This window comes from Chloroflexota bacterium (assembly GCA_016219275.1).
In the GTDB taxonomy this organism is placed as follows: Bacteria; Chloroflexota; Anaerolineae; order UBA4142; family UBA4142; genus JACRBM01.
The window spans coordinates 54,298-79,286 of the sequence record JACRBM010000043.1; the positions used below are offsets into that span (position 1 = coordinate 54,298).

Annotated in this window: 21 protein-coding genes; 16 read left to right on the plus strand and 5 right to left on the minus strand. The window is 56.6% G+C overall.

Annotation, left to right across the window (positions count from 1 at the left end):
- Positions 1 to 64: 64 nt before the first annotated feature.
- From HY868_11435 to HY868_11460, 6 genes are all read left to right on the plus strand, one after another.
- The gene (locus tag HY868_11435) at positions 65 to 1,054 is read left to right on the plus strand and encodes a hypothetical protein (protein ID MBI5302742.1); all 990 of its coding nucleotides are present in this window, start codon (positions 65 to 67) and stop codon (positions 1,052 to 1,054) included.
- A gap of 21 nt (positions 1,055 to 1,075) precedes the next feature.
- The gene (locus HY868_11440; GenBank protein MBI5302743.1) at positions 1,076 to 2,416 is read left to right on the plus strand and encodes a hypothetical protein; all 1,341 of its coding nucleotides are present in this window, start codon (positions 1,076 to 1,078) and stop codon (positions 2,414 to 2,416) included.
- Entirely contained in the window at positions 2,413 to 3,510 is a 1,098-nt protein-coding gene (locus HY868_11445) for a LysM peptidoglycan-binding domain-containing protein (GenBank protein MBI5302744.1), read from the plus strand. The genes HY868_11440 and HY868_11445 overlap by 4 nt, the downstream gene beginning before the upstream one ends.
- A gap of 135 nt (positions 3,511 to 3,645) precedes the next feature.
- The gene (locus HY868_11450; GenBank protein ID MBI5302745.1) at positions 3,646 to 4,053 is read left to right on the plus strand and encodes an archease; all 408 of its coding nucleotides are present in this window, start codon (positions 3,646 to 3,648) and stop codon (positions 4,051 to 4,053) included.
- A 92-nt stretch (positions 4,054 to 4,145) separates the two neighbouring features.
- Entirely contained in the window at positions 4,146 to 7,115 is a 2,970-nt protein-coding gene (locus HY868_11455; protein MBI5302746.1) for an RtcB family protein, read from the plus strand.
- An 82-nt stretch (positions 7,116 to 7,197) separates the two neighbouring features.
- Positions 7,198 to 8,178, plus strand: a complete 981-nt coding sequence (locus HY868_11460) for a molybdopterin-binding protein (protein ID MBI5302747.1) — start codon at positions 7,198 to 7,200, stop codon at positions 8,176 to 8,178.
- 37 nt (positions 8,179 to 8,215) lie between these two features.
- On the opposite strand, the gene era is transcribed toward HY868_11460, so the two are convergent.
- The gene (gene era / locus HY868_11465) at positions 8,216 to 9,139 is read right to left on the minus strand and encodes a GTPase Era (GenBank protein MBI5302748.1); all 924 of its coding nucleotides are present in this window, start codon (positions 9,137 to 9,139) and stop codon (positions 8,216 to 8,218) included.
- Between the two features lie 95 nt (positions 9,140 to 9,234).
- Here era and HY868_11470 point away from each other — a divergent pair, with 95 nt between their 5' ends.
- On the plus strand, positions 9,235 to 9,480 hold the full coding sequence (locus HY868_11470) for a hypothetical protein (protein MBI5302749.1): 246 nt from the start codon (positions 9,235 to 9,237) through the stop codon (positions 9,478 to 9,480).
- A gap of 54 nt (positions 9,481 to 9,534) precedes the next feature.
- Here the strand turns inward: HY868_11470 and HY868_11475 are convergent, their stop codons facing one another.
- The 4 genes from HY868_11475 to HY868_11490 all read right to left on the minus strand — a co-directional run bounded on the left by HY868_11475 (position 9,535) and on the right by HY868_11490 (position 13,363).
- On the minus strand, positions 9,535 to 9,816 hold the full coding sequence (locus tag HY868_11475; protein ID MBI5302750.1) for a ribbon-helix-helix protein, CopG family: 282 nt from the start codon (positions 9,814 to 9,816) through the stop codon (positions 9,535 to 9,537).
- A 98-nt stretch (positions 9,817 to 9,914) separates the two neighbouring features.
- Positions 9,915 to 10,187: a type II toxin-antitoxin system RelE/ParE family toxin gene (locus HY868_11480; GenBank protein ID MBI5302751.1), complete on the minus strand. Its 273-nt coding sequence runs from the start codon at positions 10,185 to 10,187 to the stop codon at positions 9,915 to 9,917.
- Positions 10,181 to 10,399 (minus strand): hypothetical protein, encoded by a 219-nt coding sequence (locus HY868_11485; protein MBI5302752.1) that lies wholly within the window; start codon positions 10,397 to 10,399, stop codon positions 10,181 to 10,183. Before HY868_11485 ends, HY868_11480 begins: the two co-directional genes overlap by 7 nt.
- A 114-nt stretch (positions 10,400 to 10,513) precedes the next feature.
- Positions 10,514 to 13,363: a hypothetical protein gene (locus HY868_11490; protein ID MBI5302753.1), complete on the minus strand. Its 2,850-nt coding sequence runs from the start codon at positions 13,361 to 13,363 to the stop codon at positions 10,514 to 10,516.
- A 177-nt stretch (positions 13,364 to 13,540) separates the two neighbouring features.
- Between HY868_11490 and HY868_11495 the strand changes: the two genes are divergently transcribed.
- The 9 genes from HY868_11495 to HY868_11535 all read left to right on the plus strand — a co-directional run bounded on the left by HY868_11495 (position 13,541) and on the right by HY868_11535 (position 24,855).
- On the plus strand, positions 13,541 to 14,695 hold the full coding sequence (locus tag HY868_11495) for an MFS transporter (protein MBI5302754.1): 1,155 nt from the start codon (positions 13,541 to 13,543) through the stop codon (positions 14,693 to 14,695).
- Between the two features lie 70 nt (positions 14,696 to 14,765).
- Positions 14,766 to 15,371: a histidine phosphatase family protein gene (locus HY868_11500; GenBank protein MBI5302755.1), complete on the plus strand. Its 606-nt coding sequence runs from the start codon at positions 14,766 to 14,768 to the stop codon at positions 15,369 to 15,371.
- Between the two features lie 114 nt (positions 15,372 to 15,485).
- Complete coding sequence (locus HY868_11505; GenBank protein ID MBI5302756.1) at positions 15,486 to 16,922, plus strand: gluconokinase; 1,437 nt, start codon at positions 15,486 to 15,488, stop codon at positions 16,920 to 16,922.
- Positions 16,923 to 17,018: 96 nt separating this feature from the next.
- Positions 17,019 to 17,306: a hypothetical protein gene (locus HY868_11510; GenBank protein MBI5302757.1), complete on the plus strand. Its 288-nt coding sequence runs from the start codon at positions 17,019 to 17,021 to the stop codon at positions 17,304 to 17,306.
- Positions 17,307 to 17,320: 14 nt separating this feature from the next.
- Entirely contained in the window at positions 17,321 to 17,764 is a 444-nt protein-coding gene (locus HY868_11515) for a hypothetical protein (protein ID MBI5302758.1), read from the plus strand.
- A 10-nt stretch (positions 17,765 to 17,774) separates the two neighbouring features.
- Entirely contained in the window at positions 17,775 to 19,610 is a 1,836-nt protein-coding gene (locus tag HY868_11520) for a hypothetical protein (GenBank protein MBI5302759.1), read from the plus strand.
- Between the two features lie 15 nt (positions 19,611 to 19,625).
- Positions 19,626 to 20,387: a ribonuclease HI gene (gene rnhA, locus HY868_11525; GenBank protein ID MBI5302760.1), complete on the plus strand. Its 762-nt coding sequence runs from the start codon at positions 19,626 to 19,628 to the stop codon at positions 20,385 to 20,387.
- A 91-nt stretch (positions 20,388 to 20,478) separates the two neighbouring features.
- Positions 20,479 to 21,351, plus strand: coding sequence for an alpha/beta hydrolase (locus HY868_11530; protein MBI5302761.1), 873 nt, complete (start codon positions 20,479 to 20,481; stop codon positions 21,349 to 21,351).
- Positions 21,352 to 21,444: 93 nt separating this feature from the next.
- Positions 21,445 to 24,855: an NACHT domain-containing protein gene (locus HY868_11535; protein ID MBI5302762.1), complete on the plus strand. Its 3,411-nt coding sequence runs from the start codon at positions 21,445 to 21,447 to the stop codon at positions 24,853 to 24,855.
- Positions 24,856 to 24,989 lie beyond the last annotated feature (134 nt).

Here is a 24,989-nt window from a genome sequence, read left to right on the forward strand (position 1 = left end):
TCGTGGTGATTGCTCAACCTTCGCAAGGATGGGCTGGGTAGATAACGTTCCTGACTGAAACACAATGGCAACTCCTTCTTTCAACGTGACAACGCAAAAGAACGACGCCTTCTCAACCGCCGCCGACATTCGTCTCCAACGCATGTTGGAAATGGCGCCCGACTCCAGTGCGCCGGTCAACGAGACCACGCCGCTGGAGCCGCCGCGCCCAGCGCGGCGACAATCGCTCAAGGTATCGCGTCGCACGCTGGTGCTGATCCTGGGTGTTGTCGCGCTCGTGTTGCTCGCGTTGCTGACGGGTTGGGTGATCGGTTCGCTAAATCAACCGACGCGCGCGGCGTGGCAATCGTCGCCGGCATACGAACGAATGTACCTCTCGATGATCGCGGACAAGTACGCGCGCACCGGCGACGCGCTTCAGGCGCAACGCGATCTTGCCGGCGCGCGTCCCGAAGACATCGCGCGCACGCTCGACGCGATGCAGCGCGAGGTGAACGATGCCACGCGTCGCCAACGACTCGTCGCGCTTGCCGACACCGTGCGTCCGCCGGTTTCGCAAACGTCGTATGTGCCGTTGTTGTTTGGACAACCGGCGTTCTTGCTCAGTCTGTTGCTCTCACTCTCGCCGATGTTCGCCGCGCTCGTGCTCATCGTCGTCCCGTACATTCGCGAACGTATTCGCCCGGCTTCCGAACACGCCGACGAGGAGCACGTGGTCGCGACGGAAGCGTCCGCCGCAGAACTCGAAGCGCTACTTGCCGATGTGAACCTGGATGCGCCAGTGGCGGGGACGCCCGACGTGGTCGAGCAGAAGAACGAAGACGCCGCGAAAGAAGAAGAAAAGAAAAAAGAAGAGGAAGAAGAGGAAGAGGAAGAAAAGCAAGAGGACGGTGGTTTGGGCGACCTCGCGAGTTTGTTCGAGGAAGAAGACACGTCGCTCGCCGCGCTCGAAAATTTCTGCAAGGGTCTGCCCGAAATCAACGTAGACGTTTTGATCGCGAATGCCAAAAGCGCGGCGCAGACGCTCAAGGACGCCATTGCGCGCCGAGGATAAATCGGCTACAATGTGGGCGCGATGCAACCGAAAAATCCCAGCCCTGCCGCGGCGTCCAAGCCGCCTCCTTCTCCCACACCGACACCCGAGCCAACCACTGCGCGTCGTCTGACGCGGACTACGCTCATCCTTTGGTTGGTGGCGGTCGGGATGGGCTTTTTCTTTTTGCCGCTGTATTTTTTTTCCGCGACGCTGACCGAAGACGCGGGCAGTCTCCGCAGCGAGTTGTCCGCTTTGCGCGCCGTGCTGACGAGCGTGCCGACGCCGTTCCCGGAAGCGCAGCGCGTGCTCACGCCGCTCGCGCAAGCGCAGGCGCAACTCGCGCAAGTCAATCTCGTTTATCCCACCCTCGCCGCGCCGCGTCCCAATTTGCCGCAAGTGATGGCGGCGATCCAACAGTACGATTCCAACTTTCTCGAAATCAATTCGCTCACGCTCACCAACAATTCGATCATCGTCAACGGTCAAGCCGCGCGCGATGATGTTCTGCTTGGGTACGTCAGTTCACTCGAGCAATCGAAACTCTTCACGCGTGTCACGATTCAATCGCAACAATTCCTGTCCATGCCGGTCGTCACCCAAACGCGCACGCCGACCGTCGTCCCCACACCCGCCGCCACGTGGACCCAAATTCCCTCGCGCACGCCGTTCCCATCGCCGACGCCGCGTGCGCCGGTCACGACTGTGCCCGTGACGCCCACACTCACGAGCACGCCGACGAACACGCCGACGCCTACTGTCACACCGACAAGCACCACTGAACCGCGCGACCAGTACGAGCCGGACAATTCGGAAGCCGAAGCCAAACCGCTTTTCATGTTCGCGCCGCAACTGCACAATTTTTATCCCAACGGCGATTTTGACGTCGTTTGGTTTGAAGCCAAGAGCGGACGCCAGTACGATATCTACACGTTCGATCTCGCGATGGGCGTGGACACATTTCTGCGCGTGCGCGTCGGTGGACAAAGTTACGAGAATGATGATCGTCCGAACCGCCCGTACGAATCGTACGTTTCGTTCGTGCAAACTGGGGCGAACGAACTCGCGTTCGTCACCATATCGAATCGCTTGCCGGTGTTTGGCAGCGACAAGACGTACCGCATCACAGTCGAGGAGCGCATTCCCACGCCGACGCCGACGGCAACCGTCACCGTGACGCCCACTCCCACGCACACCGCAACCGCGACGCCAACGCCGACGAGCACCTTCACGCCGACCGCGACCAAAGCGCCGGGCGCGTTCCGCGATCCCGCGTTCAAACTTGCCGCGTTCATTCCTGGGACGCGTGACGACGCGCGCGTGGTTCACGCCGACCCGATGACGATCAAGTTCACGTTGGTCTTGGAGTTGAAACTGCAATGAGACTGCCCACACTCCGCTTGCCGTCGCTGCCGGCGGGCACGGCAGATTACTTGCAAAGAAATCTTTACGCGATTCTCGCTGGCGTCTTTATCATCGCGATTGGGTTCGGCTATTTGTATTTCTACACGTCGCTCGTTGCTCCCACGCTCAACACGCGCAATCAACTCGCGTCCCAGGTGACGGATGCGCGCCAAGCCGCCCAAGCGCGCGGGATTTTGCCCGAAAGCCCGGACAGTTTACAAACTAAATTGAACAATGCGCGCGCGACGCTCGTCGCCGCGTCCAAAGTATTTCTGACCGACGCGCAAATCAGCGATTACATCAAACGGTTGTATCTTTACGCGGATGACAGTCACGTGACGATTATTGATTTGCAGACGAGCGTGCGCGCGGGTGTTGCGCCGCCTACGCCCACTCCACTGGTAACTGCCACCCGCACCATCACGCCGACAGTTCCTGCCGCGCCCGCCGCGCCGCCAGCCCAAACCAGCCAACCAACTGTGTTGCTCAGTCCCACTGCCACACGCCCGCCGGTTACTTTCACGCCGACGCGCGCGCCACAAGGCGCGCCGACCGGGGCGGGCGCAGATTTATTTCGCGTGACGACGGTGCGTTTGCAGGCGCGTGGCTCGTCGAATCAACTCGTCGAGTTTGTCTCGCGTATCCGCGAAACACAGATTCCCGGCGTCCTCGTCACCGTACTCGATTTGGCGCAAGGCGAGAAGAATGCGCTGCTGACTCTGGAACTCGTGATGGTGTCCGCCGCCGCGCCGGAAACCGCGACGCCGCGACCGACCGCGCCCGCGCCGACCAGACCGCCCGTTGTCGCGACACCGGCGCTGCCGCCGCCAACGGCGCTACTCATGCCCACACCCACGTTGATTTTTACTCCACTGCCTACGTCCACCGCGGCGGCAACCGCAACCTTCATTCCAACGTTGTCGCCCGCGTCCACCACCTATGTTGTTCGCGCCGGCGACACACTCTATTCGATTGCGCGGCGATACAACACCTCGGTCGAAGCGATCATGGCGGCGAATCGTCTTTCGAATTACAACATTTACGTTGGACAAACCTTAATCATCCCGCGCTAACAAGTCCATCCTTGCAAAGGTTATCAAACACCTTCCCACTCTAGTCGTCTCTCGCTGCCTAATTTGATTCGCGTTGAATCGCGCCTTCAAACCTTTGCAAGACTCAACTATTGTGTCTGTGCTATAATACGCGTGATGAAACGTTTTGAAGAAATTCCCCACACTGCCGATTGGTCGTTTCGCGCGTTCGGGCGCGATCCGCGCGAGCTGTTCGCGAACGCGGCGCACGCGTTGTTTGCGTTGCAAGGTGCGCGCGCCGCGGACGACGCGCCGGAAATCGCGCGCGAAATCAAATTGAGCGCGATAGATCTCGAAGCGCTTTTCGTTACCTGGCTGAGCGAATTACTGTGGTTCCAAGAATCGCATCGCGAAACGTACACGCGATTCGAAATCGAAATGCTCACGCCAACCGAATTACGCGCGCGCGTGTTCGGCTCGCCGCGCATCGCGATGGACAAGGTCATCAAGGCAGTCACGTATCATAATTTGAAGATCGAGGAAACGCGTGAGGGCTGGCAAGCGGTGGTGGTGGTGGATGTGTAGGGCAGTGGGCAGTAAACGGTGAACAGTGAACAGTGAATAGTTTGTCGCGTTAACTGTTGACTGTTGACTGTTGACTGATTGCTGGAGGTAACATGATTCGCAAACAAGACCTCGAACGCATTAGCGAGAATGTCTGGCAGGTGCCGCAGAATTATCGCGAAGATATGCGTGTGCCGGCGCGGCTGTACGCGGACGAAGAATTGGTGGAAGACGCGTTGCAGGACGAATCGGTGAATCAACTCGTCAACACCGCGACCTTGCCCGGCGTCGTCAAGTACGCGATCGCGATGCCGGACGTGCATCAAGGGTACGGCGCGCCGGTCGGCGGCGTGTTCGCCACGCAAATGCCGGACGGCGTGATTTCGCCGGGTGCGATCGGGTACGATATCAACTGCCTTGCCGGCGATTCGCGTGTTCTGCACCACTTTGGTTATACGGTTCCGATTGCCGAGATGGAGTCGAGTTGGCAACAAGATACGCTGGTCTGCCAAGATTTCTCGCACGAACGCGCGATGGACACGCGCATCGTTCGCTTTCTCAAACTCAAGCCCCGCGCGCGCGTTTACCGCGTCACGACTGATACCGGCGACACGATCACAGCAACGGGCGATCATCCATTTTGGACGCCGGAAGGAATGGTCGCATTGTCGAACATTCGCCCGGGGGATTGCGTTGCGCTCTATCCTTTTGCCGGCGTGCCTTTTGAAAAACCATCCGACGAAATCGTCGTGGATCGCGAAGCGATTTTGCGAATACTCAAACTGCACGATAAAGATTCGCGCGGCAATTCCGACACGCAAATTCTCAATCAGTTGAATCGTCGCGGTTTGTTGCCTTTGCGTCTGACCGCGCGCCAGATACCCCATTTGCTCCGTTTGCTCGGTTACGTTTGGGGCGATGGCACGATTTATTTCGCCGGCAAACGCGGCAATGGGATTACTTGGTTCTGGGGCAAGCCGGAAGATTTGGAAAAGATTCGCGCTGACGTGCAGGCACTAGGTTTCACTCCATCGCGTATCTATGCGCGTGAGCGCAACCACGCGATCAAAACGTTTTACGCCGATTACCAAATCGAGACGACCGAGACGGCGTTCAAAGTCAGCAGTTCCGCGTTTGCCGCGCTGTGCGCCGCGCTGGGCGCGCCGGTCGGCAACAAGACGCGTCAAGATTTCGAAATGCCGACTTGGTTGATGTCCGCGCCGCTGTGGCAGAAGCGGTTGTTCCTCGCCGCGTTGTTTGGCGCAGAGTTATCCGCACCCAAACCATTCAAAATGCGGAACTATAACTTTTACACGCCAATGCTTTCGATGACCAAGCGCGAACCATTCGTCGCCAGCGGCAAACGATTTATCCGCGCGGTATCGGAACTCCTTGCCGAGTTTGGCGTCGAGACGAAAACGATCAGCACGCGCATCGAGAATGAATCGCATCGTTTGCGCCTTGTATTGTCGTCCAAGCCGGAGAGTTTGATCAATCTTTGGAGCAAGGTCGGGTTCGAATACAATCAGTCTCGCCGCGCGTTGGCTAACGTCGCGCTGCAATATATCAAACACAAGCGCGAGATTGTAACGCGCCGCGCGCGCGCCGCCGCGGATGCAGTGGTGATGCAAGGGGCTGGCGTTGCGCGCGCAGAAATCTTTGCGCGGCTCACGACGCCGGAGGTCAACGAACGATTTATCGAACGTTCGTTGTACGAAGGACGCGACACCGCGCCGCGTGTCGCCACCAACTTTGCGATGTTCGACGAATATCGCGCTCGGGCTACTACCGGGCTAGGCGCAAGTGGAATGGTTTGGTCGCGCATTGCATGCGTCGAAGTGGTTCCCTTCGACGATGCGGTGTACGATTTCACCGTCGCGCATCACGATCATAATTTCATCGCCAACGGTTTTGTCGTTTCAAACTGTGGCGTCCGCCTGCTCGCGTCGGAGTTGCGCGCGGAAGAAATCGCACCGCAGATCAAAGACCTCGCCACCGCGCTGTACAAAAATTGTCCGAGCGGCGTCGGGTCGGAGGGAAGCGTTTCCCTTGGTTTCAAAGACCTCGACGAAGTGTTGGAAACGGGATCCGAGTGGGCGCGCAAAAAAGGTTTTGCGCGGCAAGAAGACCTGGATCGCACCGAGGAACGCGGGCGCATGTATCACGCGGACGCGGCGTTCGTTTCCAAACGCGCCAAGGAACGCGGCAAGCATCAACTTGGCACGCTCGGCGCGGGCAATCACTTTATCGAAGTGGATCGCGTTGCGGTGGTGTACGATGACGCTGTCGCGGACGCGCTCGGCTTGTTCCCCGAACAAATCGTCGCGCAGATTCACTGCGGCTCGCGCGGGCTGGGTCATCAAGTCTGCACCGATTACGTGAACGATTTTCAACGCGTCGTGCGCGACGCTGCGCGCAAAATCGTATTGCCCGATCGTGAACTCGTGTGCGCGCCGTTCGAGTCAGACGAAGGGCAAGCGTACTTCAAAGCGATGGCGTGCGCCGCGAATTTTGCGTTCGCGAATCGCCAGGTGCTCGCGCATCACATTCGTCGCTCGTTTGAAGAGGTGTTTGCCGGCGTCGTTAAAAATTTCGGGCTGTTCCAGATTTACGACATCGCGCACAACATGGGCAAGATTGAAGAGCACACGCTTGGCGGCGTGAGCGTCAAGGTGTGCGTGCATCGCAAAGGCGCGACGCGCGCATTCGGTCCTGGGTCGCCGGTGTTGCCGAGCGATCTGCGCGACATCGGGCAACCGGTGCTGATTCCCGGCTCGATGGGTACCGCGTCCTACGTGTTGATCGGCACCGCCGGTTCGATGGAGCAAACGTTCGGCTCGTCGTGTCACGGCGCGGGTCGCGTGATGAGTCGCGCGCGCGCGAAACGCGAGGTGCGCGGCGAACAACTGCGCGAGGAACTGGGCGCGCGCGGCATCGTCATTCGCGCCGGCTCGATGCCGGGTCTCGCGGAAGAAGCGCCGCAAGCGTACAAAGATGTGTCGCGCGTCGTCGAGGTCGTGCATCGCGCCGGCATCGGCAAAAAAGTCGCGCGGCTTGAACCGCTCGCGGTGATCAAAGGTTAGTTCCTTGAGTTCCCTCATTTCCTTCATTTCCCTTGATTTCCTGGGTGAGGGAAATCAGGGAAATCAGGGAAATGAGGGAAATATGCAGTTGCGAAATATTCCGCTCGATGACGCGCTCGGCGCGATTCTCGTCCACAATATCACGGGCGCGGACGGGCGCAAGGTGTTGGCGAAAGGTCGTCAACTCAACGCGGACGATATCGCGAAAATTCGCGCGCTCGGCAAGACGACGGTGTACGCGGCGATGCTCGAACCAGGCGACGTGCGCGAGGATGACGCGGCGACGCGACTGGCGCGCACGCTCATCGGCAATCATATCGAGGCGAGCAAGCCGAGCGGGGGCAGAATAAATCTTTACGCGAATCATGCCGGCTTTTTGCGCGTGAATCGGGACGCGTTAAAACGCATCAACGAATTAGACGGCGTTACGCTCGCGACGATACTGGGATTCACACGCGTCGCGCCGAAGAAAATGATTGCGACGCTCAAGACGGTTGGACTCGCGTTGCCCGAAGCGACCCTGCGCACGGCAGACGACATCGGCGCAGTGTTGAGCATCACGCCGGTCGCGCGTTCTGACGTTGCGATTGTTCTGACCGGGAGCGAGAACGCGCGCGCGCGCGTCGAAGAAATTTTTCTGCCGCCGCTCCGCGCGCGGTTCGAAGACCTGGGCGCGCGGGTGATCGCCGAAGCGTACGTGGACGAAGACGCGGACGCGCTCGCGGGGACATTGGGCGGGGTGATCGGCGGCGGCGCGCAATTGGTTGTGATTGCGGGCGAAACTTCGATCATGGATGCGAACGACGTAACGCCGCGGGGCATTCAAAACGCCGGCGGCATGATCGAGGTGTACGGCGCGCCGGTGGAGCCGGGGAATTTGTTGTTGCTCGCGTACAAACCTTGCGAAGGTTTACTGGATATCCCAATCATCGGCGCGCCTGGGTGCGTGAAATCGCGCGAGACGAATGTGGTAGATTTGCTTCTGCCGCCGTTGCTTGTGGGCGAGCGCGTGACGCGCGCAGACGTGAATGCGCTCGCCGAGGGTGGGTTGTTGATTGGATAAATGCAGTAGGGGCGACGCAAGCGTCGCCCCTACTGCATTATTCGTTCGAATATCCCAGCTCGCGCAGACTATCGCCGCGCTCGCGCCATTTCTCCCAGACCTTGACCCACAGTTCCAAAAACACCTTGTGCCCGACCCAGGTTTCGATTTCTTTGCGCGCGTCCTGCCCGATTTGTTTGAGCATCGCGCCGCGCGCGCCGATGATGATGCCTTTTTGCGTATCGCGTTCCACGTAAATCGTCGCGCCGATGTGCGTGAGATCGTCACGGCGGTCTTGCCATTCTTCAATCGCGACCGCGACCGAATGCGGAATTTCCTGGCGTGTGTGTTTGAGCACTTGCTCGCGGATCAACTCGGACGCCATCATTTGCAAATTCTGATCGGTCACTTGATCGGCGGGATAAAGTTCGGGACCCTCCGGCAAGCGCGCGAGAATTTGCGTGAGCAGTTTATCGCAGTTGTCGCCGCGTTGAGCCGAAACGCGCATCCAATCTTCGTGCTTGATGAGTGACCAGAACGCTTCGGTGTTTTCCTGTACATGTTCGGGTTTGAGCAAATCCATTTTGTTGAGCGCGAGCAAAACCGGCGCGCGGCATTTATCGTTGAGCAAGCGACCGATATGGATGTCTTCCTCGGTTGGCAGGTGCGAACCATCGGCGACGAACACAACGACGTCCACATCGTTGATCGTTCGCGTCGCGGCTTGCACCATCGTGCTGCCGAGCTTGTGCAAGGGTTTGTGGATGCCGGGCGTGTCCACGAAAATAACTTGCGCGTCCGGACGCGTGAGGATGCCGCGCAGCGCGCGTCGCGTCGTCTGCGGTTTGGGCGAGACGATTGCGATTTTTGCGCCGACGTACCGATTGACGAGTGTGGACTTGCCGACATTCGGCTTGCCGACAATCGCGGCAAAACCGGATTTGTGTTGCGTAAAAACGAGCGTGGGGTCTATATGATTCATAGCCAAAGTATACACGAGGTTAAGAGAAACGCAAACGCGTTGGCAGCGCCGCGCGGGGCGTACTATAATCACACGCGAGGAAAAAAATGCCGGCGATGGATCAACAAGTATGGCGCGCTGCGCTCGCGTATTATCAAGCGTGGAACGAGGAAAAATTCGTGACCCAGGTCTTGCAACGCGGGCGTTACACGACGGACGAAAAGTGGCAGATGTATCAAGACCTGTACGAGCAGGCAATGCGGATCAAATCGCGGTCGAGCTTAACGGAACTATTGCACCATGCCCAAGAGTTAGAAGAATACTATACCCAAATCCAAAAATTTGAAAAGCGGCGGGCGTAAAGAAAGTGAGACGGCATGTTGCGCCGCAAAACGCGGCGATAAAATCAAGACCCGTCAGTTTTCGCGCAAGCGACCTGACGGGTCTCCGTATTTATATAGTTCCTCGCGTGTCCACGTTCGCTTGCCGGGAACCGGACCTTGCTTGATCAACGATTGAATGTAGGCGCGTTCCTTTGTCCAAGTTGCAGTTTGGGGGCGCGCTAGGGCGATAACCTCGCGTTCAATCGCTTCGCGAATCAATTCGGCTTCGCTGACCCCGCGCAAACGCGCTTGGCGTTTCAATGTCGCGGCTTGACTTTTTTTAAGATGGACTTGTTTGCGGACCATCATTGCCATACTATTCTCCTCAACCAGTCCGAGGCAGTGTCGCGAAGCGATGATGTGTTTCGTCGCACACACCGTTGATTACTCAACCACATGACTATTTCGCCCCACTACCGGCGTTTGTAAACACTACGTCGGTGGTCAATCAAGTGAATCGTGATCAACCGCATTTCATGTGAAAGTGTGTATGCGACGCGATAGTCTCCGACTCGAAGTTTGAACAATCCTCTGAACTCGCCGGACAAGGATTCCTGGGATACATCATCCAAGTTTTCACAGAGCCACTTGATCTTGTTCAAGATGCGTTGACTGTCCGATTTTCCAAAATGGCGCAAAGATTCACGCGCTTCGGGTCCGAATTCAACCGCGTACGGCTTTACCATTTCAAGCCCAACTCTTTGGCGACCTGTTCTGCTGGGATTCCACGCGTACCACGGCGTGTCGCCGCAATTGAACGACGCAATTTTGCCTTGACACTTGGTTTCAATTCAAGACCTCGATCCGGATCGGCGAACAGTTCAAGCATCTTTCGTTCGATGACCCGTTCGATCAATGTCTCAAGCTGTGAAACGGTCAACTTGTTTATCGTTTGCATTTCGCCTCCTCCATCGGGCGCATTATACATCACGCATAATGACGCGTCAAAGCAAAAACCGGCGCGCACCTTGCGGCGCGCGCCGGTTGACGATTTGCTTACTCGATCAAGTCACTATTTCGGCATGCCGGCTAACGCATCTTTTGCCGGACGACCGACGACGTGGAACGCGCCGGTCTCGTTGTTCATATCCATGAAATCGAGATTCCATAGAATCGCAACGCCGACCCAGCCCCATGCCTTCATCATCTGATATGCTTTGACGAGCCACTGGGCTTGAATACCATCGGATATGAATTTTTCGTACTCGTACCCCGGATGCGGACTGGAATGCACGCCCCAACCGAATTCGGTGGGCCAGATTTGTTTGTCTCCGTCGCCGTTGGCAACCATCACGTTGCGGTACGCCTTCATCGTGTCTTGGAAAAAGAACGACCGATGGTTTCCGTATTGCCCACCGCACGGATTCATCGTGCCAACCGTTGCGTCCGGCGCATTGCAGAAACCGCTGGGGTGCGCGCCAACCGCATCCGAGTATTGTTTCAAACCGTTGGCGTACATCTGTTGAAGGAACACGACATCGTCAATCGCCGTGTCGCTCATCACGCCGGTGGGTGTGGGCGCGCCAGAGACGACGACGATGCCAGGACACGCCGCTTTGATGGACGTGTACGATTTCTTGAGCATGTCCATATACAGCGCCGCATTGATCTGTTTACCGTGCCACTCGGTCAACAGATTGTGTTCGTTCCACACTTCAATCGCGCCAAGCGCGCCACCGCAATATTTAGCGGCGGCTTTGCCCATAAAGTCTGCCGCGTCTTGCATGTTGTCCGGCGGACCGGATCCGCCCGCACCGCGATCCGCGCGCGACCAGTTTGGCGCGCACACAACGCTGAACATCACTTTGATGCCTTTGGACTGCGCCGCGCCGATCAAGCGATCCATCTGGCTCCAGTCAATGTTACCTCTACCGCCGCCTTCCGCGTCGCACCAACGAATCTGAACTTTTGCCCAGGTAAAGCCCATCGAATTGAGCGTGGACATTTCCGCGTTATTGTCACTGTTCGTCCAGTTCAACTGTGCGCCATACGCGAACAAATTCTTGCCGCGAAACGCGCTCGGCGGCGCGGCAACGGCGGCAGGTGCGACGGGCGCGGCGGTTGGTCGTGGAATCGCGGGCGCGGGTGTGGGCACCGGCGTGGGCGCGCGCGCGATGCTGACGTTCGTACTCCCAGTTGTGCCTGCTAAAGTTCTGCCATCGTCGAGTGAGAGTGCGGCTTCAACGCGTGAATCGCCCGGCTGATTCGGCGCGGTCCACACAAACCTGGGATCGCCGGCGGGCGACTTGCCAACGTTCTGTCCATCCACGCGCCAGGTAATGACCGGCGCGCCTTTGAACGCGACGCTTTGCGATTCGCGATATTGTTTGAGCGCGTCCCACACGCGCGGCTCGACGGTGTCGGGACCCAGGTCGCGCAACGCGACGCCGCGCAGATTGAACTCTTGCGCGAGCGCGATTTTGCGCCCCAGACTCTCCGCGTTTTCGAGCGCGACGGTGTGTGCTTGTCCCTTGTCGTCTTTGTAAGTAAAGGTGTAGAGTCCGCTTGCCTCGTCTAACTTGAGTCCACCGCCTTCGCGCAGTTTCGGCAGTTCGAGCGTGACCTTGTCGCCTGGCTCTGGCTTGGTCGGCGGAACGGCGACCGGTCCGATCAACTTGGACGCGTTCGCAAAGGGAATCGGCGCGAACGAATTGCCGAACTCGTCGCGGCTCATCATCGAGACCATCAACTGCAACTTGTAGCGATCCACGCGCCCGACTGCCCACTGCAAGTACAAACGCACTTCGGATGGATCGTTCGCATACGCGCCGCGATTGGCGGGCATTGGAATTCGCACAATGTCGGCGAGTTGCCCGAGCGTGTCCCAATTGTACGCACCGCTGTCCCACGCATCTTGCGCTTTTTGCGCGGGTAGGGGTACCGTGACGCTCAAGATTTTATCTTTGGCGTGGAGCGCCTGCGCCAATTCGCGCACGAAGGTGGTAAAGTCATTCCGCATGTCCGGGCTGACGCCTTGATAATCCACGTTCAACCCAGGATACAATTTATCTACCGCGAGGTCTACCAACACTTGGATGTGTTGCGCGCGAATCGTCTTGTCGCCGATCATCGCCTCGACCAGATCGGCGCGCGATTGTGCGCCTTCCAAATTGCCGATGGTCGGCAGAACTTGATAAGGACTGCCCGACCCCACTTCGGGGAACGCGGGCACGCTCCCGGCAACGCCACCGTCTACCGCGATCGTCAAGCCGAGCGGGGTAATTTCCGCGATGAGCGGCGCGGCAGGCGCGGGCAACGGACTCTTGACGGCGACATCGGTGCCGATAGCAGGCGCTTGCGTTTGAGTCTGCGCGACGACGACCGTGCTAGGCACGAAGCTCGTCAGGTACGCTTCAAGCCGATCCTCTTCGAGGTACATCTGAAATGGAATCTTGATCCACTTTTTGCCGTTGTAACCGTACACGTCGAGCGTCGCGATCGGATCAATTTCCTCTGGCAAAACGATAGACATGATCGCGAGCGCCGGCAAGGCGCCTTGGATGCTCGGCTGATATGCCGCGCTCTTGACGTCGAGCATGATCGGCAAGTCCTTGGCGAGCGAACTCTTGAGGAACGCGTCGCGGGTCATCCGCGACAGTTTGATACTGACGCCGCTCTTGCTAGCATTCGCAGGAATTGACAACTGGGTGCCGTCTTCGACTGCCACACCGCCGCCGCGATTGCCGGCGATGCCGGTATAACCGGCGCTCAGCACGCGCTGCGGTAGAGCGAGCGGGGGAAGTACGAGTATGAGCAAAATCATCAGGGGAATGGCGACGATGTTGATGAACCAAGCGCCGGGGCGCCCTTCGAGGAGCGCGTCGAGAGCGCGCAAAAATGAGTTAGTCGGTCGTTGATTCAATGGGCTTACCTCTCTTTTGGAACTTGCCCGATTCTAGCATAGTTGGCGATTTTTGCAAAATAGGAAACCCCCACCCATTCTCCCCCGGCGAAGCGGGGGGAGCCAGAGGGAGGTGAATTCCTTTGACGCGTGTGGGGCTTCAGTATATAATCCAACCGCTTGCCAAAGGAGTTCAATTTGTTCAACGTTATCATTCTTGGTATCGCCAGTTTTCTCACCGATGTCAGCACCGAAATGGTGTACCCACTGCTCCCGCTCTATCTCACCTCTGCGCGTATCGGCGCAACGCCGGCAATTGTTGGGTTGATCGAAGGATTTTCCGAAAGTATTGCGAGTTTGCTCCGCGTTTTTTCCGGCGCGTGGTCCGACCGCTGGCAACGCCGCAAGCCGATCGCGATTGGCGGGTATGCCTTCAGCACCCTGGGCAAAGTCTTGCTGTACTTTTCTATGTCGTGGCAGATCGTATTCGCCGGACGGTTGAGCGATCGCTTTGGCAAAGGCGTCCGCACCGCGCCGCGTGACGCGCTGATCGCCGATTCGACGACGGAGCAGAATCGCGGGAACGCGTTCGGTTTGCACCGCGCGCTCGACACCGCGGGCGCGAGTTTGGGCGTGATTCTCGCATACCTGTTGTTCGTATCGAACCATACCGAGTTCGGCACGATCTTTTTGTGGTCGTTGGTTCCCGCCGGACTAGGCGTCCTCGCGCTGTTCCTCGTCCGCGAGAAAATCGCGCCGCGCGCCGCGCCGCAGAAGAAAAAGGAACCTTGGTGGACGAACTTGGGTACGCACTGGCACGCGCTCGACCGGCGACTCAAAGTCTTTTTGGTGATCATTTTCATTTTTGCGTTGGGCAACTCGTCGAATCAATTCTTGTTGTTGCGCGCCAACGATCTCGGCTTTGACACGGCGACGACGATTTTGATGTACCTCGTGTTCAACGTCGTTTACTCGCTCGGCTCGTGGCCCCTCGGACGTTTGTCGGATCGCGTCGGGCGCAAGCGTTTGCTCGTCCTGGGTTATTTGACGTACGGCGTGGTGTATTTTGGTTTTGCGATTGCCAGTCCGCTCGCGCTGTGGGGCTTGTTCGCGACGTACGGCTTGTACTATGCGTTGACCGAAGGCGTCGAAAAGGCGCTCGTGTCCGACATCGCGCCGGCTGGCATGCGCGCGACGCTGATCGGCTTGCATGCGACGTTTGTCGGCGTCGGTTTGTTGCCGGCTTCGTTGCTCGCCGGTTGGTTGTGGAACGCGTTCGGCGCGTCCGCGCCGTTCTACTTTGGCGGCGGCATGGGCATCGTCGCCGCAATCGCGCTTTGGTTGTTGATCTGATTTTCGTTTGCCGATTTTTCGATTGGGCAAAATCGCAAATCGAAAATCGGAAATCGAAAATGGAGAAAGAATGAAAACCAGATTCATCCTGATCCGTCACGGTCAGACCGAATGGAATCGCGTCGAACGATTTCGCGGACGCGCGGATTTGCCGTTGAACGATACGGGATTGGCGCAAGCGCAAAAGATCGCCGCGCGTTTGGCGAACGAAAAAATCGCGGCGATTTACGCGAGTCCATTGCTACGCGCGTTGCAAACCGCTAAACCTCTCGCGGAGGCGCAACAACTCGAAGTGCAACAACATCCTGGGTTGCTCGATATTGATTTTGGCGCGCTCGAAGGGATGACGACCGAGGAGGCGCAACAAGCGTTTCCCGAAGTCATCGAAAAATGGCGTATGACACCCGGCAAGGTCAAGTTCCCCAAGGGCGGTTCGCTCAAGATGGTGCACGCGCGGCTCGACAATCTGTTGGAAGATGTGGCGACCAAGCACGCCGGCGAAACGATTGCGCTCGTGTCGCATCGCGTCGTCTGCCACGCGTTGCTGTGCAAAATCCTGGGCATCCCCACCGACGCGTTGTGGCGCATTCGCCAGGACAACGCGTGCATCAACATTTTTGAAAAGCGCGACGATAATTTTGTCGTGATGCTGATGAACGACACGAACCATTTATGATTTCAGATTGATGATTGATGATCTTATAAATTCTAGGAGGCACATCTGAAATCAGAAATCAGAAATCAGAAATTCGTTCTGACTCTCGATATTGGCACGTCGTCCACGCGCGCGATGGTGTTCGATGAACATGCGCGCGCGGTCAAGGGACTCGACGCGCAGGTCAAGTACAAAGTACGCACGACGCCAGACGGCGGCAACGAATTGGATGCCGACGCGATGCTGCGCCACACGGAACGCGTGATAGATGAGGTCTTGGCGCAAGCCGGACGACGCGCCAAGCAAATTGTCGCGGTTGCGTCCGATTCGCTCGTCTCGAATGTCCTGGGTGTGGACGCGGACGGTCGCGCGGTGACGCCGGTGTTTACGTACGCGGACACACGCAACGCGCGCGAGGTTGCGACGCTCCGCGCGCAGTTCGATCAGGCAGCGAACCATCAACGCGTCGGCACGCTCTTTCATTCCAGTTATTTGCCCGCGCGCTTTTTGTGGCTCGCGCAACAACGCGCGGAGGAATTCAAACGCGCGCGCTACTGGATGTCGCTCGGCGAATATTTTTTGTGGCGGTGGACGGGCGAACGCGCGTGCAGTTATTCGGTCGCGTCGTGGACGGGCTTGCTCAATCGGCGCGCACTCACGTGGGACAAGGAGCTCGTTTCCCAATTACCAATTACGCCTGACCAATTGTCGCCGCTCGTTGATTACGACACGCGCGTGGGCAAACTGCGCGGCAGGTCCGCCGAACGCTGGGCGGCATTGCGCGACGCCGCGTTCTTGCCCACGCTCGGCGACGGCGCGACGGTGAACATCGGCAGCGGTTGCGTGAACGCGTCGCGCATCGCGCTGACGATGGGCACGACGAGCGCGATGCGCGTGACCAAACCTTGCGAAGGTTCGCAACCTTCGCAAGGTTTGGTCACGATTCCCCCTGGTCTCTGGGCGTATCGCGTGACGCGCGAGCACGAACTCGTCGGCGGCGCGTTGAGCGAAGGCGGCGCGTTGTTTTCGTGGATGCGCGCAACCTTAAAATTGCGCCGCGCCGAAATCGAAACGCAACTCGCGGCGATGGAACCGGATGCGCACGGTTTGACGATGCTGCCGTTTCTCGCCGGCGAACGCGCGCCGAATTGGAACGCGGACGCGCGCGGCGCGATCGCGGGGTTACGGCTCAACACCCAGCCGATAGATATTTTGCGTGCGGGTCTCGAAGCGATGGCGTATCGGCTCGGCTTGATTTTTGGATTGTTGCACGGCGCTGCGCCGCACGCGCGCGAGGTCATCGCGAGCGGCGGCGCGTTGATGAATTCGCCGACGCTCGTACAAATCATCGCGGATGTGCTCAACGCGCCGGTCATCGCGTCCGCCGAAACCGAAGCGACGAGCCGCGGCGATGCGGTGCTCGCGCTCAAGGCGCTCGGCATCATCAATTCATTCGACGATGCGCCCGCGACGCTCGGCGCGACGATTGAGCCGGACGCGGCGCGGCACGCGATCTACGCGCGGGCGATGGAACGGCAGAGCGAGTTGTACGATGCGGTCGTGCGAAAGTGATGCATGAAATGTGGCGACTGCTCAACCTTGCGAAGGTTTGAAGGCGCGATGTCACGGCAAAGTGATAGGAAACCTTCGCAAGGTTGAACTGGGTAGATGCAAAACGTGAATCGAAAATCGTTTATCCAAATCGAAACGCGCACTGGCGCGCCCATCGCGTTGAACGGCAGAGAGATTCGCGTTCAATCGCGCGCGATCTCACTCAACCTGCCGTTTGGCGGCGCGGTGTGGAATCGTCCAACGTCGGTGATCGTGCGAACGAGAGACGGCAATACGCAAACACTCGCGGTGCGCGATGTGACGCGGCTGGCGCAGTTGCTTATCGCGATGTTGTGCATCGCGGGTGCGATCTTTGTCGCGCTGAACAGGCGAACGCGCGAATGAATGGAGATACAACGATGGAAAAGCAAATCGTTCTGCAACAAGAAGTACCGGGAACCATCCCGTACGATCCAAGCGCATCATTGCGGATCGTCCAAGATTCGTTGAACAAACTTGCCGACGCGGCAAACGTTCAAGCCGTGTACGCCGAGCCGATCAAAAACGGCGACACGTTGGTCGTTCCTGCTGCCGAGGTGCTGACGGTCGTTGCGTTCGGCGCTGGCTCGGGCGGCGGCAAGGACGCGCAAACGAATATGGGCAGCGGCGGCGGCGGCGGTGGTGTTGGTCGCGCGTTTGCGCGCCCGGTCGCGGCAATCGTCGTGACGCCCAGCGCCGTGCGCGTCGAGCCGATTGTGGATGTGACCAAGGTCGCGCTTGCCGCGCTGACCGCCGCGGGGTTTATGCTCGCGATGATCGCGCGGATGAATCGCCAACGCGCGCCGCGCTTGAACGAGCCATGATGGAAAAACTTTGCGACGGATGAACCGCGCGGACAATTCTTCCCCGGTCACGCTGGAGTGGCTCGGCATCGTGGGCTTGATTGCCGTGTCCACTATTTTTTATGCGTGGTTCGGTTGGTCACACTTTCCCAGAATCCAAGCCGATCAAGGGTGGTTTCTCCAGGTTTCGCAACGCGTCGCGCAAGGCGATGTACTCTATCGCGATGTGTTGTGGATGTACGGTCCGTTGCCGGTGATGCTGATGAGCGCGCTGATGCGACTCGCGCGGAACGATCTTGCGTACTATTCCGCGCTGAATGTGGCGATGGCGACCGGCGCGACGATGATTTTGTATGCGCTTCATCGGTACGTTTTGAATTGGCGGCGCGCGCTGATTGCCACGCTTTTCGTCACACTTGGATGCGGGACGTATCTGCTCTTTCTCAACGCGTACACGCCGGGCATCGCGTCAGGCGTGCTCGGCGTTCTGCTCGGGTTGTGGGGCATCCTGGGTTCGGGCGAACGACGATACCGATTCGCAACCATCGCGTTGATCGCGTTGGGCGTCGCGCTGAGTTGGTTGAGCAAACCCGAGTACGCGTTCGCGTCGTTTGGCTTGAGCGTGGTAAGCGCGCTTGGATTATCGCGCGTGCGTGTTGGCGACGCGGACAATCGCAGCGCGACGCGCGAGATTCTCGGCGGGCTGGCTGGCGGGCTGGGTATTGCCGGCGCGGTCTATACCTATTTCGCGATTGCGGCGGGATGGGCGAATGTGTGGGCGGGCTTGTCCGGCTACGAACGCGGGCGATTCGCCCTTGATGCGCTGATTGGATATAATGGGCTGGACACGTGGCTCAAACTTTTGATCGCGGCGTTGGCAATTCTCGCCGCGCGGTCGCTCGGCGCGGCGGGGCGAACGCGCTGGCAAACCTGGGTTCTATTCGCAAGTGTCGTCGCGTTGTTCGTCGCGTTTTACAGTGGCTGGCTGGCGCGGAGCTTGCGCGATCAGACCGCGTTCGATTTGGCTGGGCTGTGGCAAAGTGTCCGTGCGACGGGAACTGGCGCGTGGATTCTTTCGGCGAGCGCGCAAGTTTATCTCGCGATATCGCTTGGCGTCGCGCTCGTGTGCGTGCGTTTGCTCGCGCGTTGGGTGCGGCGCAAATCGGCGACGCGCGCGCAGTGGACACTGCTCGTCGTACTGGTCGGCGTTTTGCTCGTTCAACTACGCAATATGCTGATCGGTGGGCTGACGCCAATCCTGGGTCTGGTGTTGTTCCTGGCTCTGCTCGATTCTGAATTTCCGAAATGGTCTTGGCGTCGTCAGCCGGTTTTGTTCGGCGCAATCGTCGGCGCGGCGTTGATCGTGGGAGTGTATCAGGCGCGATTGGACCTGAGCGCGAACGCGCGCGCGAGCATGGCAACGCCGTATGGCTCGGTGAAGGTTTATCAATCGTCGCGTGATTTTCTCGGCGAGGTCGCGCAGTACGTGAACGAGCATTCGCAACGCGAGGACTCGATTGCGGTGCTTGGACCACTCGCGGGCGTTTACTATCTGACCGAGCGACGCAATCCGTTGCGCCAAGATTATCAAGACCCCGGTTTGGGCGAGAACGAGTCCGAAGCGCGCGATTTTATCGCGCGATTGGATGCGGATGCGCCAGCGTTGTTGCTCGTTCCACAAGGCGCGTGGAGCGTAGGCATCCTGAATTTACGGAACGATGTCGCGCCGATCCGGTGGACGAACGCGCGTGCGTTTCGCGGCGCGGCATCGCAAGTCGAAGAATACCTGGCGAGCCATTATCGCTTCGACCGATTCCTGGGTCGCGCATCCTCCATCGAGTTGGCGGTATTTAAGCGCGCGCGGTGATGGATCGAGAGACCAATGGCAAAGCGACCCTACGATTTCTACGCGGTGAAAAAAGGACGCGCGCCCGGCATTTACAAGACCTGGGCGGAGTGCGAAGTGCAGGTCAAGGGTTTTGCCGACGCGATCTTTAAGGGATTTCGCACGCGCGCCGAGGCGAAAAAATTTTTGGCGCAAGATATTGGCGAGCGACCGCACAGCGCGACACGCGCCGAACGAAAAAGATTACAGGTTTCTCGCCGAGACCTGGATTTTGGCGACGAGATTTCTCGCGCGACTCGCAAGGATGATGAGGATCGCGTCGTCATCTACACAGATGGATCGTCGGTCGGCAATCCGGGTCCGGGTGGGTACGCGGCGGTGATGATGCACGGCGCGCATCGCAAAGAGGTGAGCGGCGGTTTTCGCTTGACGACGAACAATCGCATGGAAATCACCGCGGCGCTCGTTGGTTTGGAAATGCTCAAGCGGCATTGCGCGGTGACGGTGTATACCGATTCGAAATACGTGCGCGATGCGATGATGAATGGCTGGGTCAAACGCTGGTTAAAAAATGGCTGGCGCACGCGCGAGGACACGCCGGTTGCGAATATGGATTTGTGGCTGCAATTGTGGGAGCAAACGCAAAAGCACGATGTAACATTCGAATGGGTGCGCGGGCACGCAGGCAACGCGGAGAACGAACGTTGCGATGAGTTGGCGACGCGCATGGCGGCGCGCGACGACCTGCCGCCGGATGCCGGGTACGAGGATGGGTTGATGGGCGAGCCAGGGACGTGAGCAAAGAAAACATAATGCCACGGATCCACAACCACAATTATTTGGACGCGGATAAACGCGGATGAACGCGGATCCTTTTTGAGGAGTATTCTTGTTTGAATCTTTCAAGCGCGTGCAAATCAATGTTGGCGACGTGACGATCAACGCGGTTGTCGGCGGGAACGGGCGACCGCTCTTGTTGTTGCATGGCTATCCGCAAACCCACGCGATTTGGCACAAGGTTGCGCCGCGCCTCGCGCAATCTTTCTCCGTCGTCGCCGCCGATTTGCGCGGGTATGGTGACAGCGGCAAGCCCGAAGGCGCGCTCGATCACAGCAACTATTCCAAACGCGTGATGGCGCGCGACCAAGTCGAACTGATGCGCCAACTGGGATTCGAGCAATTCTTTCTCGCGGGACACGACCGCGGCGCGCGCGTCGCGCATCGGCTCGCGGTGGACCATCCCGAACGCGTGTGGAAACTCGCTACGCTCGACATTTCGCCGACGAAGAAGATGTACGAGAGCACGAATCAGGAATTTGCGCGCGCGTACTATCACTGGTTCTTTTTCATTCAGCCCAAACCGTTGCCGGAAAAATTGATCGGCGGGGACGCGCGCTTTTACATGCTCAAGAAAATTGGGAGCGGTAGTGCGGGTCTCGCGCCGTTCACGCCCGAAGCGTTGAACGAATATCTGCGATGCTTTACGCCGGAAACGATTCACGGCAGTTGCGAAGATTATCGCGCGTCTGCGAGCATTGATTTGGAGTACGACCGCACGGACATTGCGGCTGGACGCAAAGTCGTGTGCCCGATGCTTGCGTTGTGGGGCAAGCACGGCGTCATCGAAAAATGTTTCTCGCCCGTTGACGATTGGCGTGAGGTCGCAAACGATGTGTGCGGGCATGCGCTTCCCGGCGGACATTATCTGGCGGAGGAAGTGCCGGAGTTGGTAGCGGTGGAGTGGGAAGAATTTTTTCTATGAAACGCGTTGCCTAGCTTTAACATTGGTTTGAAGCGGATGCGCTGACCAAGCCGATGCTGGTGCGAGAAAAAAGAAATTCATACGGAGGATAAAATGGCACTACTTGAAACGCTCACGCTTCAGCTTGCTCCAGCAATTGCCAAATCAATTCTCAAACTCTGGCTGAAAGATGCTGGGATTGCATTAGATGTTAGCTCTTCGCTGGTTGACCTACTCAAAGGCAAAACAGTGGATATTATTACGCAACAGAAAGCCAAAAGGCAATTCGAAGCGATAGGTGAGCAGGTCGCACAAAATTTAGCTCCCGTTTTTGAAAGCGCTGGAATAGACGAGAATGGGCAATCTGCCGTTGCGCTAGCCATTGCGGATACATTGAACACAGCAAAGATTGACTCAGCACTCCTCATTGAGCGTAATCTGGAACCAACAGAGTTGGCAAAATATCTATTGGGTAATCGTCCTGGCACAACGAATCTCTTCTCAGAACCCGAAGAATCCCTCTATCGTCGAATCATTTCGGAAACAAGTCGCCTCATTGTTGATATTGCGTCGCAACTTCCTACATTTACGGAACGCACATTTGCAGAAGTACTCAAAAGAGAAGATAGTTTGCTTGCCATTACTGACCGCATATTGGAAGAAGTGCGCCACATACGTGCTAGCAGTCAATCTACTGAACAAGCAGTATCGCAGTTTGAAGCGGACTACCGCCAGGAAGTGGTTCGCAACCTTGATAAACTTGAATTATTTGGGGTTGATGCTACTAGCGCGAGTTCACGGCATAAACTGACAGTTGCATATATAGCCCTTAGTGTGCAACGTGAGACAGATTCATCTAAGAAACAATCTGACAATGACAATTCCATTTCTGCGAACGAACCACGACTTGCCTCTGTGACAGAATCTTCTTCATCTGTTCAGATGCCAGATGAGTCTGATGCAGAATCAGAATCGGTGAACAAGGTTCTTGCAGATTCCGAGAGGCTTTTTGTTCGTGGAGAGGCGGGATCAGGAAAAACGACGTTGCTTCAGTGGATTGCAGTTCATTCTGCTCGAAATGATTTTCCAGATGATTTAACTGGCTGGAATAGAACCATTCCATTCTTTATTTCTTTGCGCCAGTGTGTTGAAACCAAGTTACCTGTACCAGAATCTTTTGTGAGATTTCTAACTCCAACGATTTCATTGCCTGCGCCAGAGAATTTTGTGAGATTTGTCGCCCCAATGATTGCAGACACTATGCCTAATGGCTGGGTACATAGTCAGTTAAAATCAGGGCGAGCAATAGTAATGATAGATGGAGTTGATGAAATCCCGGAAGCAAGTCGGAAAGAGTTCTACGGATGGTTGGAAAACCTTGTCCAAGCTTTTCCTCATGCAAGATATATTGTAACCTCGCGCCCATATGCAGTCGCTGAAAAAAACCTCGAAAATCTTAGTCTTGGACAAGCAGAGCTTCAAGAGATGGACTCTGCCGCAATTGATGAATTCATTGACCACTGGCATTCTGCAGTTCGCGAAGAATTAAGAGATCCAGAAGAACGAGCAGAACTTCAGAAATTGGCATCAAGACTCAAGTATACTATGAGGGAAAATCGCTCGATTCGTAGTCTTGCGACGAATCCTCTCCTCTGCGCTATGCTCTGCGCACTACATCGTGACCGCCGGCAACAACTTCCGTCCGATCGAATTGAATTGTACGAAGCAGGTATCCATATGCTATTAGAGAGGCGTGACACTGAACGCCGTGTGGCATTGAGCGATTTTCCTGCTTTGAACTACCGCCAGAAGAAATCACTTTTACAAGACATTGCTTATTGGATGCTGAAAAATGGATTGTCTGAGGTACCCAGTGATCGAGTGAAAGAGAGACTTGGCCGTCTCGTTCGCGAAATTCGGGAGATGCGTGAATTTCAATCTGAGCGATTCGTTGATGGAACATACCGTTTCTTTGTTCAACGAAGCGGGATTGTCAGGGAACCCGTTTCTGATTCATTCGATTTTACTCATCGCACGTTTCAGGAATTCCTAGCCGCTAAAGCCGCACTGGACGAGGACGACTCTGAGTTTCTGGTTGGGTCAGCAAAAGATGATCGATGGCATGAGGTCATTATCCTTGCCGCCGGTTTAGCTGGAAACAAGGTTCGCAACTCAATTGTAGAAAAACTGATCAAACTTGGCGATGAGGATTCAGCACACCGCGAAAGCTTGCATCTACTCGCTGTGGCATGTTTAGAGACAGCAGTTGGTTTATTACCAGAGGTGCGCGCTCAAGTAGATAAGCGAATGCGGGGACTCATTCCACCTCGTAACATGACGCAGGCACGGGCATTATCCTCAGCAAGAGACTTGGTAGTACCTTATCTTAGTTGGCAGAAAACGAGAGGAAGATACGAAGGACGTGTTACTGCAGCATGCGTGAGGACTCTTGCTTTAGTCGGCAGCAATGATGCACTTGATGCTCTGAGGGGATATTCAAACGATGGTCGTCGTGCAGTTACAAATGAACTCATTCGAGCTTGGGATGTTTTTGATCGCCAGGAGTATGCAGAGAAAGTATTAAATTCGTACACAACACTTGACATTGATCGAGTTTCAGTTCTTGATGGGTTCGAGTATCTTGACCGCTTAACCTCTTTGCGGATCAGAAACGCATTATCGGTCAATGACGTCTCTCCCATCTCCCATCTTTCAAGGTTGGCACGATTATGGATGATCCAGTGCCCAAAACTTTCTGATCTCACTCCTCTAGGAAAGTTGACGGGGCTAACAGATCTTAGTTTGTTATGGTGTGGCCCATTGGGAGATATTACTCCTTTAGCGAACTTGGCGAATTTGACCAAATTAAATCTGGCGAGCAGAGAAATTACGGCAAATGATTTAAGCCCACTTTCACAGTTGAAGAAACTCGATACACTCAATTTGGGAGCCATCTTCCGAGTGAATGATCTTGGACCACTAAAGGAATTGAGGAAGCTTCGCCGTTTGTTGCTGAATGAGTGTCAAGAAATAGCAAGGTTAGATGCCTTGGTCGATCTGACAGATTTGGAGTACTTACAACTAACCAACTGTAAACGCATTCAAGTTCTTGAGAATTTAGGCGGATTGTCGAAATTGAGACGCTTGGTTCTCTCTGATTTGGTGCAGCAAATTGATGTGAGTCCTCTCATCAAACTCCAGTCCCTGGAAGAGTTGGTGATTACAAATTGTCCCAAGCTTGATTCCTTGAACCGGCTAGGAGACTTGATTAAGCTAAGGCACCTCTCCCTAAATGGGTGCAAGCAGTTGGGCGATTTATCCTGGATCACTAATCTGAAACAGGTAACTCAGTTGGATCTGGGTGACACTGACATGGTTGAGTTTACCTTTCTTCAGCGCCTGCCAAACTTGCGTGTGCTCAGTGTGCCGAGAGCGATCGATCTGGATGAGATAAAGAAACAACTACCATCCCATATCAGGTTGCGAACACAGGGATGGATAAGGCAGAGTCTCCTATTTAATTAGTTCTTGTTGGAAAATGTGAAATAGCGTAGTTTGCCACAGGCCACCGAGGGAGTAAGATTGGTATTGCCGAATACCATCCTAACCCTCGGAGGCCAGCATGATTATAGAACGATACGAACGTCCTGTCGATTTCA